The 17,541-nt window shown below is 32.5% G+C and carries 13 protein-coding genes; 5 read left to right on the forward strand and 8 right to left on the reverse strand.

The window, feature by feature from the left end; genetic code table 11:
- Positions 1–17: 17 nt before the first annotated feature.
- A complete protein-coding gene (arsB, locus tag N1F78_RS01480; RefSeq protein ID WP_406684428.1) occupies positions 18–1,064 on the forward strand; it encodes an ACR3 family arsenite efflux transporter in 1,047 nt (348 codons plus the stop codon).
- A 108-nt stretch (positions 1,065–1,172) separates the two neighbouring features.
- Here the strand turns inward: arsB and N1F78_RS01485 are convergent, their stop codons facing one another.
- Positions 1,173–3,440: an aconitate hydratase gene (locus N1F78_RS01485; protein ID WP_406684429.1), complete on the reverse strand. Its 2,268-nt coding sequence runs from the start codon at positions 3,438–3,440 to the stop codon at positions 1,173–1,175.
- Between the two features lie 278 nt (positions 3,441–3,718).
- Between N1F78_RS01485 and N1F78_RS01490 the strand changes: the two genes are divergently transcribed.
- The gene (locus N1F78_RS01490) at positions 3,719–4,291 is read left to right on the forward strand and encodes a hypothetical protein (protein ID WP_406684430.1); all 573 of its coding nucleotides are present in this window, start codon (positions 3,719–3,721) and stop codon (positions 4,289–4,291) included.
- Between the two features lie 33 nt (positions 4,292–4,324).
- Positions 4,325–4,876, forward strand: a complete 552-nt coding sequence (locus tag N1F78_RS01495) for a GNAT family N-acetyltransferase (RefSeq protein ID WP_406684431.1) — start codon at positions 4,325–4,327, stop codon at positions 4,874–4,876.
- Positions 4,877–5,035: 159 nt separating this feature from the next.
- Here the strand turns inward: N1F78_RS01495 and N1F78_RS01500 are convergent, their stop codons facing one another.
- The 4 genes from N1F78_RS01500 to N1F78_RS01515 all read right to left on the reverse strand — a co-directional run bounded on the left by N1F78_RS01500 (position 5,036) and on the right by N1F78_RS01515 (position 12,433).
- On the reverse strand, positions 5,036–7,033 hold the full coding sequence (locus N1F78_RS01500) for a carbohydrate-binding protein (RefSeq protein WP_406684432.1): 1,998 nt from the start codon (positions 7,031–7,033) through the stop codon (positions 5,036–5,038).
- Positions 7,034–7,211: 178 nt separating this feature from the next.
- Positions 7,212–9,992 (reverse strand): bifunctional aconitate hydratase 2/2-methylisocitrate dehydratase, encoded by a 2,781-nt coding sequence (locus N1F78_RS01505; protein WP_406684433.1) that lies wholly within the window; start codon positions 9,990–9,992, stop codon positions 7,212–7,214.
- 202 nt (positions 9,993–10,194) lie between these two features.
- Complete coding sequence (locus N1F78_RS01510; protein WP_406684434.1) at positions 10,195–11,337, reverse strand: acyltransferase family protein; 1,143 nt, start codon at positions 11,335–11,337, stop codon at positions 10,195–10,197.
- A 13-nt stretch (positions 11,338–11,350) separates the two neighbouring features.
- The gene (locus N1F78_RS01515) at positions 11,351–12,433 is read right to left on the reverse strand and encodes a MauE/DoxX family redox-associated membrane protein (RefSeq protein ID WP_406684435.1); all 1,083 of its coding nucleotides are present in this window, start codon (positions 12,431–12,433) and stop codon (positions 11,351–11,353) included.
- A 326-nt stretch (positions 12,434–12,759) separates the two neighbouring features.
- Between N1F78_RS01515 and N1F78_RS01520 the strand changes: the two genes are divergently transcribed.
- Together N1F78_RS01520 and N1F78_RS01525 are read left to right on the forward strand one after the other, a co-directional pair.
- Positions 12,760–13,689, forward strand: a complete 930-nt coding sequence (locus N1F78_RS01520) for a hypothetical protein (RefSeq protein WP_406684436.1) — start codon at positions 12,760–12,762, stop codon at positions 13,687–13,689.
- The gene (locus N1F78_RS01525) at positions 13,673–14,284 is read left to right on the forward strand and encodes an SCO family protein (RefSeq protein ID WP_406684437.1); all 612 of its coding nucleotides are present in this window, start codon (positions 13,673–13,675) and stop codon (positions 14,282–14,284) included. The genes N1F78_RS01520 and N1F78_RS01525 overlap by 17 nt, the downstream gene beginning before the upstream one ends.
- Positions 14,285–14,289: 5 nt before the next feature.
- On the opposite strand, the gene N1F78_RS01530 is transcribed toward N1F78_RS01525, so the two are convergent.
- Genes N1F78_RS01530 through N1F78_RS01540 form a run of 3 tightly spaced genes read right to left on the reverse strand, consistent with a single transcriptional unit; the run spans position 14,290 to position 17,540 of the window.
- Entirely contained in the window at positions 14,290–15,243 is a 954-nt protein-coding gene (locus N1F78_RS01530) for an AAA family ATPase (RefSeq protein WP_406684438.1), read from the reverse strand.
- A 10-nt stretch (positions 15,244–15,253) separates the two neighbouring features.
- On the reverse strand, positions 15,254–16,663 hold the full coding sequence (locus N1F78_RS01535; RefSeq protein ID WP_406684439.1) for a peptidylprolyl isomerase: 1,410 nt from the start codon (positions 16,661–16,663) through the stop codon (positions 15,254–15,256).
- 25 nt (positions 16,664–16,688) lie between these two features.
- Positions 16,689–17,540, reverse strand: a complete 852-nt coding sequence (locus N1F78_RS01540) for a peptidyl-prolyl cis-trans isomerase (RefSeq protein WP_406684440.1) — start codon at positions 17,538–17,540, stop codon at positions 16,689–16,691.
- Position 17,541: the final 1 nt, after the last annotated feature.

Raw genomic sequence — 17,541 nt, forward strand, 5'->3', positions numbered from 1 at the left:
CTAATAAACTCATAGTAGTGGCTTCAAAAAAATTAAGCTTTCTTGACAGAAACCTAACCCTTTGGATATTTGTTGCAATGGCACTTGGTGTTGGACTTGGTTATTTTATTCCAACTTTCCCCAATATTATAAACTCTTTTAGTAGCGGAACAACAAATATTCCGATTGCTATTGGTTTAATTTTAATGATGTATCCGCCATTGGCAAAGGTTAATTATTCATTATTGCCTAAGGTTTTTAAAAACACAAAAATCCTTTCTATTTCACTCATTCTAAATTGGGTAATTGGCCCTGTTTTAATGTTTGTTTTGGCCATTACATTTTTACGAGATTATCCTGAATATATGGTTGGTTTAATCTTAATTGGTTTGGCTCGTTGCATTGCTATGGTTTTGGTTTGGAATGACCTTGCCGAAGGTAGTAGTGAATATGGTGCAGGATTAGTGGCTTTAAATAGCATATTTCAAGTGTTTGCATACAGTTTTTATGCTTGGATTTTTATAACGGTTCTTCCTCCCTATTTTGGATTTGAAGGCGCTATTGTGGATATTTCAATTGGAACCATTGCAGAAAGTGTTGCTATATATTTAGGTATTCCGTTTGTGATGGGAATTTTAAGTAGACAGATTTTAGTGAAATTAAAAGGAGAAGAATGGTATACTAAAAAATTCATTCCTACAATTTCACCATTAACACTTATAGCTTTGTTATTTACCATTGTTGTAATGTTCTCTTTAAAGGGTGAGTTGATTGTAGAAATACCAATGGACGTTTTAATAATTGCTATTCCGCTTTTAGTATATTTTACGCTAATGTTTATAATTGGCTTTTTCTTTACTAAAGCCATGGGCGCCGAATATGACAAAACTGCTTCTGTGGCATTTACAGCAGCAGGTAATAATTTTGAATTAGCAATTGCAGTGGCGATAGCTGTTTTTGGATTAAATTCTGGACAAGCGTTTGCAGGTGTAATTGGTCCCTTAGTTGAAGTACCAGCCTTAATTTTATTGGTTAGAGTTTCATTTTGGCTACGGAAAAAATATTACCTAAAAGCTACCGCTTAAGACGGTACACATTTACAATAAACTACAACAATACCGAATAAAAAAATCCAACACTAATACGTTGGATTTTCTTTTTTATTGATTCCTGCCTACACAGGAATAATAATTTTAAGCGTTTTGCTTTTTAATTAGGTTTAAGGCAGAACCTTCTTTAAACCACTCTATTTGAGAATCATTATACGTATGGTTTAATTTAATAGTGTCTGTACTGCCATCTGCATGAACAACCTCAACCGTTAATTGTTTTCCAGGTGCAAAGGCGTTTAAATCTACAAAGTTGAAGGTATCATCTTCTAGAATTACATCGTAATCGGCTTCATTATCAAAGGTTAAGCCTAACATACCTTGTTTTTTAAGGTTTGTTTCATGGATACGCGCAAACGATTTTACTATAACCGCAGCCACTCCCAAATGACGTGGTTGCATAGCGGCGTGCTCCCTAGACGAGCCTTCACCGTAGTTATGGTCTCCCACAACTACTGTTTTAATACCTGCCGCTTTATAAGCACGTTGTACATCTGGCACACCGGCATAATCTCCCGTTAATTGGTTTTTAACAAAGTTGGTTTGCTTATTAAAAGCATTAACTGCTCCAATTAAGGTGTTGTTGGCAATATTATCTAAATGTCCTCTAAAGCGCAACCATGGTCCCGCCATAGAAATATGGTCGGTGGTACATTTTCCAAAGGCCTTGATTAATAATTTGGCTCCGGTTAAACTATCACCAATAGGAACGAAAGGTGTTAATAGCTGTAAACGCTCAGAATTTTCATTTACAACTACGTTTACACCGCTTCCATCCTCAACGGGTTCTAAATAGCCATTATCTTTTACATCGAATCCTTTAGGTGGCAACTCCCATCCTGTTGGTTCATCTAACATCACTTCTTCACCATCTTCATTAATCAATTTATCTTTTAATGGATTAAAGTCTAATCGTCCAGCTATGGCAATGGCTGCCGTTAGCTCAGGAGAAGCTACAAAAGCATGCGTGTTTGGATTACCATCAGCACGTTTGGCAAAGTTTCTATTGAACGAGTGTACGATACTATTTTTGGGTGCATTCTTTGGGTCTGAATATCTTGCCCATTGTCCAATACACGGTCCGCAAGCGTTCGTAAAAATAGTCGCATCCAATTTTTCGAATACTTCTAAAATACCATCGCGTTCAGCGGTATAACGCACTTGTTCTGAACCTGGATTAATACCAAATTCGGCTTTGGTTTTTAAATTTTTATCTAAGGCTTGTTGTGCAATGGATGAGGCTCTTGATAAATCTTCATAAGATGAGTTGGTACAAGACCCTATAAGCCCCCACTCTACTTTTAAAGGCCATTGGTTTTCATTGGCTCGTTTTGTCATATCAGAACCTACTTCGGTAGATAAATCTGGTGTGAATGGTCCATTTAACAGAGGCCCTAACTCCGATAAGTTAATTTCAATGACTTGGTCGAAATATTGCTCTGGATTATCATAAACCTCAGCATCGGCAGTTAAATAATTTGCTACCTCATTAGCTGCATCCGCTACGCCTTCTCTGTCTGTGGCTCTTAGGTAACGGTCCATAGATTCATCATATCCAAAGGTTGATGTGGTTGCGCCTATTTCCGCTCCCATGTTACAAATGGTTCCTTTTCCTGTACAGGACATAGCTATGGCACCAGGACCAAAATATTCTACTATAGCACCTGTTCCGCCTTTTACAGTTAGAATTTCGGCTACTTTTAAAATCACATCTTTTGGAGCTGTCCACCCTGAAAGTTTACCTGTTAACTTAACACCAATAAGTTTAGGAAACTTCAATTCCCAAGCCATACCAGCCATAACATCTACAGCATCTGCTCCTCCAACTCCAATAGCCAACATTCCTAATCCACCGGCATTAACAGTATGCGAATCAGTACCAATCATCATACCTCCTGGAAAGGCATAGTTTTCTAAAACTACCTGGTGAATAATTCCAGCACCTGGTTTCCAGAACCCAATGCCGTATTTATCAGAAACCGATTCTAAGAAATCAAATACTTCACTACTAATATCATTAGCACGTTTTAAATCTTTTGCAGCACCCTCCTTGGCTTGGATTAGGTGGTCACAGTGTACCGTAGTTGGTACTGCTACTTTACTTTTTCCAGCTTGCATGAATTGCAATAAAGCCATTTGCGCAGTAGCATCCTGACATGCGATTCTATCTGGTGCAAAATCTACATAATCTTTTCCTCTTTCAAAGGCTTGCGTTGGCATACCTTCCCAAAGATGGTTGTACAATATTTTTTCGGAAAGTGTTAGAGGTCTTCCAACAACTTCTCGGGCAGCATCAACACGTTTTTTCATTCGTGCGTAAACCCTTTTTATCATATCGATGTCAAATGTCATAAGCTGTATTTATTTAATTTTTTCAGGATTACTAAGATACGAAATTAGTATACCGTTTGAAATAGAATGAAATAGAGTTCTTTTATTCTGAATTCGGTAAAATCTATTTAAACAAGTTTATTTTAAAAGGGCAGCATAATGGGGCTATTTCTGATTTGGAAGCCTATACCAAATCACTTGATTTTATCAGAAAAACTAGCTAACTTCGTAAAGCTTCGAATATAGGTCTTTAGTAATCAAGTATATCCGAAAAAATATTGTAGCAAAAGAACAAAAACATGAGTAAGTTTAATAAAGCCACACTTCTTATTTTCGGATTACTTATTAATATGCTTAGCTGTAAAAATGTATCTCATAAAAGAGATAGTATTAATAAGACCTTGAATTCGGATATTGCCTTGGAATTTATAACTGCATTCTATTCATTCAATAAAAACTCTTTACAATCGGTTCTTACCGATGCTGACGATTCGCGAAGTGACATATTATATTATCAAAAATGGGCAGAATGTGGTAACTACAAAGTTGTTAAACAAAATGATTTTATAATAAAAAATGATTCGTTGGTGCTCTGTCCAATCACAGTTAAAGATGATTTAATGGGTGCTTTAGAAATTGATTTCAATGTCACTGACACCTTCCATTTAACCATCATAAATGAGAAAATTAAATCAATAGAAACTTCTTCAAACGACCCTGAAATATTTTATGAAGCCAAAGATTGGATAAAACAAAACAAACCTGAATTGACAGAGAATGCTTGTGAGGGAACATTAACACCATGTGAATGTGTTAAAGCAACAGTAAAAGGTTTTATTGAATTTAGAGCAATAAATACAGTAAAATTCTAGATAAACCGTGTTGGAAATAAATATTAAACTAATATGAAAACAAAAATAATTTTAGTACTAACTATTTTACTATTTGTAATTCCGCAATCTGTCTGTGCCCAAAAGAAACCATTTGTTCCAAAAGATTTTATAGTTCCGGACACCTTACAAAATGAACATTTTAGAATTAGAATGCTAACCGTTAACGATGTTGTAAAAGATTACGATGCTGTAATGTCAAGTATTGAGCACTTAAACAAAATGTATCCTATATATAATTGGCCGTCAAAGGATTTGACCCTGGAGCAAGATTTAATTGATTTGGGATGGCATCAAAAGGAATTTCAAATGAGAAAATCATTTGCTTATACTGTTGTTAGTTTAGATGAAAACGAAATACTGGGTTGCTTATATATCAATCCAACTGCTAAAGGAGATTATGATGCAGATATTGATATGTGGGTAAGAGCAAGTGAAGTTGATAATGGACTTGATGCTATCTTATTTGATTCTGTTAAAAAATGGATTTCGGAAAAATGGCCATTTAAAAACGTTGCTTATCCAGGACGGGAAATAAAATGGGATGATTGGAAATCAATGAAATAAATAAATACTTGCTAGAAGAAGGAAGTTTATAGAACTCAGCTAATAGATGCTTTAATGTCAAAGTTTATTTTTACAGACAACGAAATTTTTATGTTTGGCTTTTAAGATTGATGATTTAGCAAGCCAACTAACTTACATTAAAACCCGTTATTACATAAATTATTTTTTGACAATATATTCCATAAAAGAATAATTAAGAGTTTTCCCTTTTAAAATATATGCTCCTTTTGCTAAGGAAGAAATATCTATTTGATTTCCTCTTTCTGATAATATCATTTTGCCACTCAAATCAAATACTGATAACTCAAAATTATTTGCTAAGCTTGAATGTATATAGATAATATTTTCTGATGGAATAGGAAATATCTTAACATTGCTCTCTTTTTCATATGGGTTTATCGATAAAGTTTCATTTGAAAAACTAAACCAGTTAACATTAAATAAATACCCTGTTCGCGTTCCTTTAAAAACAAAATAAATATCATAGACCCCATCGGTAAAACTAGAAAGATCAACGGAGTTTGTTTGCCAGTTTTGCCACCCTCCACTGTTAGTTACAGGAATTGTTCCAATGAGGGTTCCATTTATTTGATTAAGATAAACTTCAATATAACCTCCGTTGTATATACTTGCAGTTCTTGCATTTATTGATTTTTTTCCAGTTAAATCTATGTTAGAAAATTTAACCCAGTCGCCAGGGTTGATGTAACCTATGTTAGACCCACCTTCTGAACTATCACCAACTTGAATGCCGGTCATTAAATCAAAACATTCAGCTTCTATTAGATCAGCACTAGAAGAACAAGAAGAGTCTGAACCTATATCTTCGCAATTTTCATAGGTTAAAATAGTATTGTTAGTTCCATTATCGGTTATTATTGCACCGCCGCAATTATGAATAGTGTTTCCGCTTGTAGATGATTCTAAAACAATCTTATATTCGGTTTCATTTGTAATGGTAGAATTATTACCTGTAACAACAATAGCACGATCTGTTGTATCAATTGGCCCATCCTCTCTATGAAAAATAAGGTTATGATTATTACCTTTTATGTCAATGATATTATGCGGACCTGTTGCATGTGGAGATGGGATAATAGTCCATTCAGCGTTGTAACCATTTCTTCCTAATGCAAAATCTGAAAGTGGCGCATAAGCAAAATTACCTGATGAATTTGTTATAATTCCCGAGTTTGCAGGTAAATTATAGTTAGAGCTTCCACAATCTGTTGCAGTGGAATTTTTTACGGTAGCTGGTCCACCTAAATATAACCTAAATCCTCCACGCATTTTATCGGCTGTACAATTTTCAATAGTAACACTACCTGGAATACCATACATTCTGTATGCATCTTCACAAAGTGAATGATACTCATCTATTGGCAGTGGCGTTGTTGTTCCATCATCAACCAAAGGAAGTTTATAGTTAGACCTAAAAGGCAAATCATATATATTGGTTTCTTGATATAATTCTCCTGTTGCACGTACTCTACCCTTTACAGACGAATTTTTTATTAAAGTTTGGTCTGCATTGTCTTGCATGTATATACCATGTCCAAAAGCTCTTTGTAATAGCTCTACGTTGTCAAGAGTGTTTTTTATACCCTTTATTACAATACCACAACGTTTATCTAAACCGAAAACATTATCAGAGCCAATACCATATATACTACCATACCCATAAGGATATGAGCCTCTAACTGTCATTTTTATTCCATCTACCAAATTCTCATTTCCTGTAATTCTCATAACCGCTTGTCCACCAAGCCCATATGCAAGATTTGCCCGGTCTTGGTTATATGAACTAAAGTCTGTTACTTCTGTGATACCACTTTTGTATGTGTCTTCAATTTCACCATCTTTAATAGTGTTGTTATTACCAGTAATTGTTAAGTATGATTCTTTAATACATCCAACAGGCACTTTAATATATACTCCCGTTAAGGTAATAGTGTTGTTTGATCCAGAAAAATCAATTACTCTTGAACCACTAGGTAAATCGGTTTCAAGATTATAATTTCCGGGAGCTAAAGTTATATTTAGATTACTAGATTTTACTATGGTTTGAAATTCAGTAAGGCTGGAAACAGTTGTTTGTGCTTTGAGTTTGATTATAATACTTAAAAGCAAAATAATTAATAAGGTAGTTTTTTTCATAGAATTACACTCAAAGATTAATGATGACAATACTATCAAAAATTAGAACTAATTAGTATTAACTATGTTCCATTCGTTGTAAATTAATGTGATTTAACTGGATAAATATTAATTTTTGACAAAAAAAAACACTAGCTATTTAAAATAACTAGTGTCTTTTTTATTTATACAACTTTATTTATTGTAATACCAATTCCTTTTGAGAAGGTTTGAATTTAGTTAATACAATACCATCTACAGCGGCTTCATACTCTTCCATAGTAGGTGTTCTACCCAAAATTGTAGATAACACTACCACAGGCGTAGAAGATAATAAAGATTCTCCTTTTTTCTCATCAGTATCTCTTACAACTCTTCCTTGGAATAAACGTGTAGAGGTTGCCATAACAGTATCTCCTGGTTCAGCCTTTTCCTGGTTACCCATACATAGGTTACATCCTGGACGCTCTAAGTATAACATGTTTTCATACTTTGTTCTAGCTAATCCTTTTGGTGCACTATCATCAAACTCAAAACCTGAATATTTTTGTAACACTTCCCAATCACCTTCAGCCTTTAACTCATCAACAATATTATATGTAGGAGGTGCAACAACTAATGGTGCGTTAAATTTAACTTCACCATGTTGCGCCTCAATATTCTTTAACATTTTAGCTAATATTTGCATATCGCCTTTATGAATCATACATGATCCAATGAATCCTAAGTCTACTTTTTTAGTTCCGCCGTAATAAGATAATGGTCTAATAGTATCGTGTGTATAACGTCTTGATGGATCCTCATTGTTAACATCTGGATCAGCAATCATTGGTTCAGCAATCTCGTCTAAATCAATAACAACATCAGCATAATAATTAGCATCTGCATCTGGTTTTAAAGCTGGCTTAGAACCTGAAATTAATTCCTGAATTCTGTTATTAGCTTTATCAACTAAACCTTGTAACATTTGCTTTTCGTTATCCATACCTTTCTTAATCATGATATCGATACGATCTCTTGCAATTTCTAAAGATTCTACTAAAGTTTCTTCTTCAGAAATACAGATAGATGCTTTGGCTTTCATCTCTGCTGTCCAATCTGTAAATGTAAATGCTTGGTCTGATGTTAATGTTCCAATATGAACCTCAATGATTCTTCCTTGGAATACGTTTTCACCTCCAAATTGCTTTAACATTTGTTGTTGTGTTGCATGAACTACATCACGGAAGTCCATAAAACTCTTCATTTCTCCTTTGAAGGTAACCTTTACAGACTCTGGAATTGGCATAGTAGCTTCACCAGTTGCTAAAGCTAATGCTACGGTTCCAGAATCGGCACCAAAAGCAACACCTTTAGACATACGTGTGTGAGAATCTCCACCAATAATAATATCCCAATCATCAACTGTAATATCATTTAATACTTTGTGAATTACATCAGTCATAGCATGATATTGACCTTTAGGGTCGCGTGCAGTAATTAAACCGAAGTCATTCATAAACTTCATTAATCTTGGAATGTTAGCTTTAGACTTATCATCCCATACAGAAGCTGTGTGACACCCTGATTGGTAACCGGCATCAACAATTGGAGAAACAATTGTTGCAGCCATCATTTCTAACTCCTGAGAAGTCATTAACCCAGTAGTATCTTGAGACCCTACAATATTAACTTCAACACGAACGTTAGAACCTGCATGTAACGTTTTTCCTGGAGTTGTTCCAACAGCGTTCTTGTTAAAAATCTTTTCAACGGCAGTTAAACCTTGACCTTCAATAGAAACTTCTTTTGAAGTAGCATATACTTGAGGCACATCAATACCTAAAACTTTACATGCAAATGTTTGTAATTTTTTACCAAAAACTACCGCATAAGATCCACCTGCTTTAATGAACTCCATTTTTGGTGGTGTTAGTGCAGTAGAAATATCTTTTACAGCTTTTCCGTCTTTATATAATTGTTTTTCTTTTGTATTAATAGTAAATACAGAACCTGTATCTACTGAGTATACTTGCTCTAAAACTGGTTCCCCATCTGCATCTACAACAGTATTACCATTCTCATCTTTCTGCTGTACCCAGTTTTTTAAATCGATACCAATACCTCCTGTTACACCTACAGTAGTTAAGAAAATTGGAGCGATACCATTAGTTCCAGCTATTACCGGAGCTATATTAATAAAAGGCACATAAGGACTTGAAGAAATACCTGTCCATAATGCCACGTTATTAACACCTGACATACGAGAAGAACCAACTCCCATTGTTCCTTTTTCTGCAATTAACATTACTCGCTTATTTGGGTGTTGCTCTTTTAAAGCTAACACTTCTTTTTGCATGTCTTTGTTATGTTCAAAAATACATTGTCCGTGTAATTCACGGTCTGATCTTGAATGGGCATCTGCACCTGGTGATAATAAATCTGTAGAAATATCTCCAACACCAGCTATATAGGTTACTATCTCAATTTCTTCCTCAACCTCTGGAAGTTTAGTAAAGAATTCCGCCTGAGCATAACTTTCAATGATACCTTTAGAAATAGGACATCCTTTCTTCATCGCATCCTCTAATCTCTCTGTATCTGCCTCGTACAAGAACACCTGTGTTTTTAAAACTTCAGCAGCTTTTTTAGCTATATCAATATCCTTTTGATCTAGAACTAAATCTAAAAGCACTTCTATTGAAGGCCCACCTTTCATATGTGATAATTGCTCAAACGCAAACGTTGGAGTAATTTCTTCAATAATAGATTCGCCAAGGATAATTTCCTTTAAGAATTTTGCCTTTACTCCAGCAGCACTAGTTGTTCCTGGTAAGGTATTGTAAATAAAAAACTTAAGAGAATCTTCTCTATGTGGGTTATCTGAATCTTTTATCTGAGCGATAATTTCGCTAGTTAATTCAGCCTCATCAATTGGCTTAGGGTTTAGCCCCTGAGCTTTTCTCTCTTCAATCTCTTTGATGTAATCGTTATAGTTCATAAAAGAAGTATTTCAATGTTAATTTCATTTTTGAATTATTTTTCAAAAAGCGACGCAAAATACGAATTTTATGCAAGGATTTAAAACTTAAAATGAGATAAAAATAAGTAATTATACGTAATTGTTATTGTATCATTAATAAATCAATTGATTGGTTTTTTTAACAAAAAAATCAGTGTTAAATTGATTATTTAACAACAAGTCAATTAAAATACCTTTTAATAGTTTTAGAATCTCTTAAATCTGTCATTGGTTTTTCATAAAATAAATAAGAGGCTTTTGATAAGAAATAAACAATTATCAAGTATACAATTGTAATCAAGAAACTATCCAACAAATCTAATTCGCCTAAGTTTATTAAATGCTTAATTAGGTAATAAGCAAAACTATAATGTAATAAATACATACTATAAGAATACAAACTCACCCTTTCTATAAAAGCCTTAACAGTTTTATAATTAAAGTTCAAATAATATAAAAATGGCAATAGTAAACTAATGGCAATTGAATTTAAGGGCAGGAAAAACACATTCCAATAAAGTGAATTCTCAGAATTAATTGGATAATAAACTATGGAGACCAACAAACACATGATTACTATACTACCGATAACTGCAAATTTCCATTTTTGCTTTTCAAAAAACAATTGGTACTTTTTAAAAAAGTAAACTAATATAAACCCTATAAAAATGGCATCTAACCTATATACCACCATAGATTTTAAATTAATATTCCAAGTAATAAAGTTCTGATTGTCATCTATATTATTGCAGTGGAAAACTATTTTTAAAACGACACACAAAGCAGAAAAAATAATGGCACTTATTAAAAACATACTTTCTCTTTTTACCTTTAAACTAATACCCATTTTTGAAATAAAAAACAGACCTAAAGGAGCTAGGATATAAGCATATTCTTCTATTGACAGACTCCAAGATTCTGGAAAAAAAATCAAGTACTCATTATAGAAATTTTGCAAAAACAAGCAATATTTCCAAAGTTTTTTTGGCAACTCGTCCTCAACTATAAAAACAAGTAAAACATTAATTGATAACACCAAAAAATATAATGGCAAGGTCCTGAACCACCTTCTAACCCAAAAATTACATACATTTTTAAATGAAAAACTAGTAACCTTAATTAACTCTAATAATATGCCGCCTATAAGGAAACCACTTAGTACAAAAAATATTTCAACACCATATAAACCAAAAACTTGAAAAGAGTCAGTTATAACATTATTGTAATTAGGAAAAAACAATGACACATGAGAAATTAACACCAGTGTTATTGCTATTGCTCTGATTAAATCTAATCCAAAAACTCTATCTTTTTTTTCTCTCAAAACATAATTCTTTTTAACCTCCAGCAACTTGATAAAGTTCTAATCGTGTATCAGGAACCTCCAAAAATGAGTTAATATGATTTTGTAATTTTTTATAGACTCGCTCTTCAGGATAAACCAAAATTTTTATGGTTTTACCAGCCCATTCATTAAAATCTAAATAATAAAGACCATTATATTCTCTTACACTATCATATATATTAGTTGGTAATTGTTTTATTGAGTCTGATTTTGAAAAGTAAATCCTGGCATACTTAGGTTTTCCAGAAAAATAACTAAAAGCCAATATATGATCATAAATTCCAAAGAAATTTAAGACTGGAAAAACTATTGCAATAGCCATAACAACCTTCGTTTTTGCATAATTAATCTTAAACAAAGATTCTTTATTAAAAGGATTTTTATAAAATAAATAAAACATTATAAAAACGTTGAAAACATTAAGAGGAAAAACTACAAAACCATAATTAGACATAATCAAAGTAACCAGAATTAAGCTATGCATTAATGCCAATAGCCATATTCCCAACTTTCTGGTTTTAGTAAATATTAATAAAACCCCAAATGAAGTTTCTAAAAATGGAACCAAGTAAGTAAATACATGCCTTAAAACGTCTGGCACAAAAGGTATCCTTTTGCTTAAGCCTAATTCCCACCTTCCTAGAAAAATTGGATTCAGTTTATGTAGCCCACTCCAAAAATAAGTTCCAATCAATATAATTAAAATACACTTCTTACTTAAAACAACGTTATTCTTAAATTGGGTGAGTGCAATAACCATTAGAATGATTTCAAAGAAAAAATTCTGAATTCTATTTTGATCAATTAAAACCCAATAGACATATATTAAAATTATTGGTAATCCTATTTTCCAATTAGGAAAAAAAACAAAGACCACAAAAAAGAATGAGAATAGTAGTATCAAAAAAATATCACCAGCAAAACTGGGTACGAATAAATTATCAAAAACAGGAACTAAAGGAAACGTTCTATTTGAAAACCAAAGCTCGTAACAAACAAAAAACGGAATCATAAAAGCCAGAAACACTGCTACCCGAGCAAAAAAAAGATCATCAGCTTTTACTTTTTCAAACATCTGTTTCTATGCTTTTTATTATTTTTAAAACTAAATCATATTATTGTAATATACCAACTAATTTTAGTTTTTATAATTTAACTTGCAATTGAATTTAGGCTATTACCAAAATGAATTTGAAATATAAAATCCTATTATTTATTGGTCTACTTACCATTGGTGGCTTAATTTATTTTAGTTCGCTAAAAACACGACATAAAGAGATAATAAAATCTAAAATTCGTTATTCCCTTAACTTGGTAGATTCAAAGTGGAAAAAAAACCTTCAAACGAACAAAGTTATTTTTACCAGCCCCACTTTTGTTATTAGCGATATTTATAAGTCCATGGAAGGTCCAAAGTCTGATCTCTATTCTTCTATTGATGATTCATCAGAAGAACTTTTATGGTTAACTTCATTTAAAACAAATGCCTACTCAGATTCAGAAACAACCATAATATCAAATGATTTTGTGTGTCATACTAATTTTGAATATAGAGATGCAGAGCATTATAACCGTTGGGATTTTACAGACCGAATTAATCAAAATTACCCTAGAATAACCTCTATTAGTAATGGTGTTGAATCTTTTAAACTACCAAAAGGTTATGGTTTCCCAGTATACTCTAATGAACGTTTAGTTTTTAATGCCCAAGCCTTGAATCATAACATTACAGATTCTACATTTAAAATTAAACATAAAGTTGAAATTGAATTTATCAGACATCGTGATAAACAATTAAAACCTTTACAACCCAAAACTATTTATATCATGCTGCCTTTTGATATTAATAACCCTTTTGCTGGCCCAAGTAATGACATACCAAATGCTTGCATACCTGTAGAGACTAAACTTCACACCTATTTTGATGAAAACAACAACCCCTTATCGGGACATTGGGTAGTTCCCCAAGGCAAACACAACTATTCATTTGATGCCTCTAAGCAATTAAACATAAAAGACAGTATTAGAATACACCAAATAACCCCTCACTTACATCCTTTTGCTGAAAAATTCTCTTTAATAAATAAGACTACCAAAGAAATAATTTATGAATGTAAAAGCGAGAATTTCACCGAGAAAATTGGTTTAAAAAATGCGCCGACATTTGAAAGTGAGTCAGGAATTTGGTTATATAAAGATCATAATTACGAATTATACTTAGAAGTTAATAATACCACCAATAAAGACCAAGAAATGATGGCTAGTATGGCTATTCTATTTTATGATTTAGAAATGCATAATAAAATTAAAAAGCATGTGGACATCAATTAAACTTATAAAGTGTTTAGCTTTAATAGTATTGGTTAGTATTTCCTGTAACTCACCGCAAAAAGAACTGCCTTTTTTAAGCTATAAACTGGACAACAACGGTAATAAAACAAATTATACAATTACCTATGGAACCCATTTTAAAAACCAAGAAGGTAAAATTTTTACAGATGAAAACTTAAAAAACAAAGTATTTATTGCAAATTTTTTCTTTACACGTTGCCCAAGTATATGTCCTCCAATGAAAACCCAATTAACTAACATTGCAAATTATTTTTCAAATACTGATGACTTCATTATTGTTTCGCATACCATAGATCCGCAATACGATTCTCCAACCATACTTAATGAATATGCAAAATCTACTGGAGTTTCAAAAGACAAATGGTTTTTTTTAACTGGAACTACTGCAATTACCCAACAACTGGCAGAACAATACAAAACTAATTTTAAACCTAATAAGGAGGGTACAGATTTCTACCACAGTAGCTATGCTGCTTTGGTTGACAAGAATAAGTTTATACGTGGGTTCTATGATTTAGCAATTCCCAGAGAGGTAGATCTCCTGAAAAAGGATTTAAAAACTTTAATTTTTTAGAATAATTAAAATAAACTTTTAATTATCTCATTTTCTGAAACACCTTCAGCTTCAGCTTTGTAGTTTTTAATAATTCTATGACGAAGAATACTTTGTGCTACTGCTTGTACATCCTCAATATCTGGCGAAAACTTGCCATGTATCACCGCATGTGTTTTTGCAGCCAATATTAAATTTTGAGATGCCCTTGGTCCAGCACCCCAATCTATATATTGTTTAACTAAATCTGCAGCGGCATCGCTATTTGGTCTTGTTTTACCAACCATAGTAACCGCATATTCAATAACATTATCTGCCACTGGAACCCTTCTAATTACATGTTGATAATTTAAAATCTCCTTTGCCGAAAACAAAGCATTAACTTCTAGTTTTTCATCATTAGTAGTAGATTTCACAACCTCAACTTCCTCTTTAAACGAGGGGTAATCTAAATTAATAGCAAACATAAAACGGTCTAACTGGGCTTCTGGTAAAGGATAAGTTCCTTCTTGCTCAATTGGGTTTTGTGTTGCCAAAACAAAATATGGTAAATCTAATTTATAGTGATGTCCTGCCACTGTAACGGCTCTTTCTTGCATTGCTTCTAAAAGTGCAGCTTGAGTTTTTGGTGGTGTTCTATTAATCTCATCTGCTAGAATAATATTTGAAAAAATTGGTCCCTTTACAAATTTAAAATGACGGTCTTCATCCAATATTTCACTACCCAATATATCACTTGGCATCAAATCTGGGGTAAACTGAATACGCTTAAAGTCTAGACCTAAAGCTTGGGCAATAGTGTTAACCATTAAAGTCTTTGCCAACCCTGGCACGCCAATAAGTAAAGAATGACCTCCAGAAAAAATAGAAATCAATATTTGATTGACAACTTCATCTTGTCCTATTATAACTTTAGCTATTTCTTGCTTTAACTCTTGGTATTTTTTTACAAATTGTTCTACAGCAGCTACGTCGGACATAATAATTTTTTTATTTTTTTAACCAGTTACTAGAAAAATCGCAGTCCCTGAAATTTTCATTTATTTTAATATAAGTATCCATGATCTTTTCAGACTGCCAATCAGATACCGTTTTCAATTGTTTTTCTTTAAGCGCTAAACCTTTAATTTTTAAGAAATCCCTAGCATAATCTGCCTGATGCTCATCAATTCTATCTGTAACCGTTAATATTTTAAACTTTGTATTTCCAGTTCTATCTTGTTCTGCAAGCACCAAGCTAACCTCATCGTCTTTTAAATTTTGTATTTGAGAATACAACTCAGGCTCCATTCTTGTTAACTCAAAATTATAATCTTGAGTTTCTGGATTAATCAATTGTCCACCATCATTTTTGGTTTCCTTTTCATCACTCGCTTCTTTAGCGGCATCAGCAAAAGATATTTCTCCATCAACAATTCGCTGTCTTACTTTTTCTAAGCGCTCTTTCGCTTCCTTTATGGCCTTATCAGATACTTTTGGTTTTATTAATACATGGCTTACATCATATTGCTGCCCTCTTATTTTTTGACAATAAACTATATGGTATCCAAAATCTGTTTTAAACGGTTCTGAAACCCCACCCTCTTGTAAAGCAAAAGCTGCTTGTCTAAACTCTTTTACCATTCTAGGTTTTTTTCTATCCAATGTATAAATATAACCAGCATCTTTTAACCCCGGGTCTTCCCCATACAACACCGCTTTAGATCTAAAACTAGCTCCTCTTTCAAGTACATCTTCTCTAAAACCATTTAATTTATCAATAATTCTTTGCTCCTCTTCTTCGGTAGTTTTAGGTTCAGCAATTATTTGTGCCACCTTTAATTCCGTACCAAAAAACGGCCTTTTATCTTTAGGTATTTTATCAAAATACTCCCTAACTTCTTCTGGAGTTATTTCAACACCCTCTACAATATTACCTTGCATCTTAGAGGCTAACTGATTGCTTTTGGTAATCTCAAACATTTCATCTCTTAAGCTTTTCTCATCATCTTTTTTATAATAAGCAATAAGCTTTTTCATATCCCCATTAAAATACTGTAAAAACTGTTGTATTTGGTAATCTACTTGCCCCCTTATTTCAGCATCAGATACTTGAATACTGTCTTGAATAGCATGATGAGCATATAATTTTTTTTCAAGTAAAGTACCCATCAACTCGCAATCAGTAACGCCATCAAGGTTACCCCCTGCTGCAATTATCTGTTCTCTTTCTTTAGGAACATCAGATTCTAAAATAATAAAATTACCTACCACAGCCGCAACACCATCTATTTTTACCGGTTTAAAAGAATTAACAACTGTATCTTTCTTTTCATCTACTTTTTCAACAGGTTTTTCTTCTTTTTTATCCTCTATTATTTCTTGAGCAATAACATTATTGGTTGCAAATAATATAGACAAAAGCAAAAAAGTGCAAGCCTTTAAATTATTTATAAATCTCAAATTGTTTGTTTTTAATAGCATCTTTTGTAATATCTTTTTCTAATTGCCTAATCAGCTCTAACTTCCTTTTATTAATAACTATATGATCTATTGTAGGTTTAACATACTCTAATGGAGCAGTATCATTTCTTAATAAAACATCATTAATTTGCATCAAATATACTCCTAATGAATCTTTGAGCTGCACAAAATTAGATTTTTTTAACAGTTGATTTTTGTTTTCAGGAGTTACTACTGGAATTTTTTCTAAGACTTGACTTAATTTGATCCAAATGGAGTCATTTAATGAGTATGATTTAAACTGAAGTGAAATAGAATCTAACTCCTTTTTATCATTTTTTTCAAAACGTTTAAACTTTTCTTGGATAAGGTTATAATCAATAATATTTTCATCTAAATGAATATACCTAAATTTTATTAGCTCTTCATTTAACTTAAATACTTCTTTATTATTGTAGTAGTAATCTTGTACATCTTCAAAAGATACAATGGTATCAATATTCCGTTTAACTAAAGCTTCCATATAAGCTTTAGTGTATAAGTCATTTTTATATTGATTTACCAGTTTATTGAAAGATTGCTGCTTGTTTTCACTTAAGTTAAGAATAGCCCCATCCATTAAAAGTTGTTGTGTAGCCCATCTATTAATAAAATTTTGAACAATAAGTGTACTATCCTCTAAACTAGCTTCTTCAGGCACTAAATTTTTTATATCGTCATAATATAAATAACTATTATTCACCCTAGCCACCTCAACAGCATCAGTAGATCTTTTAAAATATTCACAAGAATATATAGATGTAAATAAAACAAGTATTAAAATTCTTAAGCGCACC

This window comes from Seonamhaeicola sp. MEBiC01930 (genome assembly GCF_045277075.1).
Lineage (GTDB): Bacteria > Bacteroidota > Bacteroidia > Flavobacteriales > Flavobacteriaceae > Seonamhaeicola.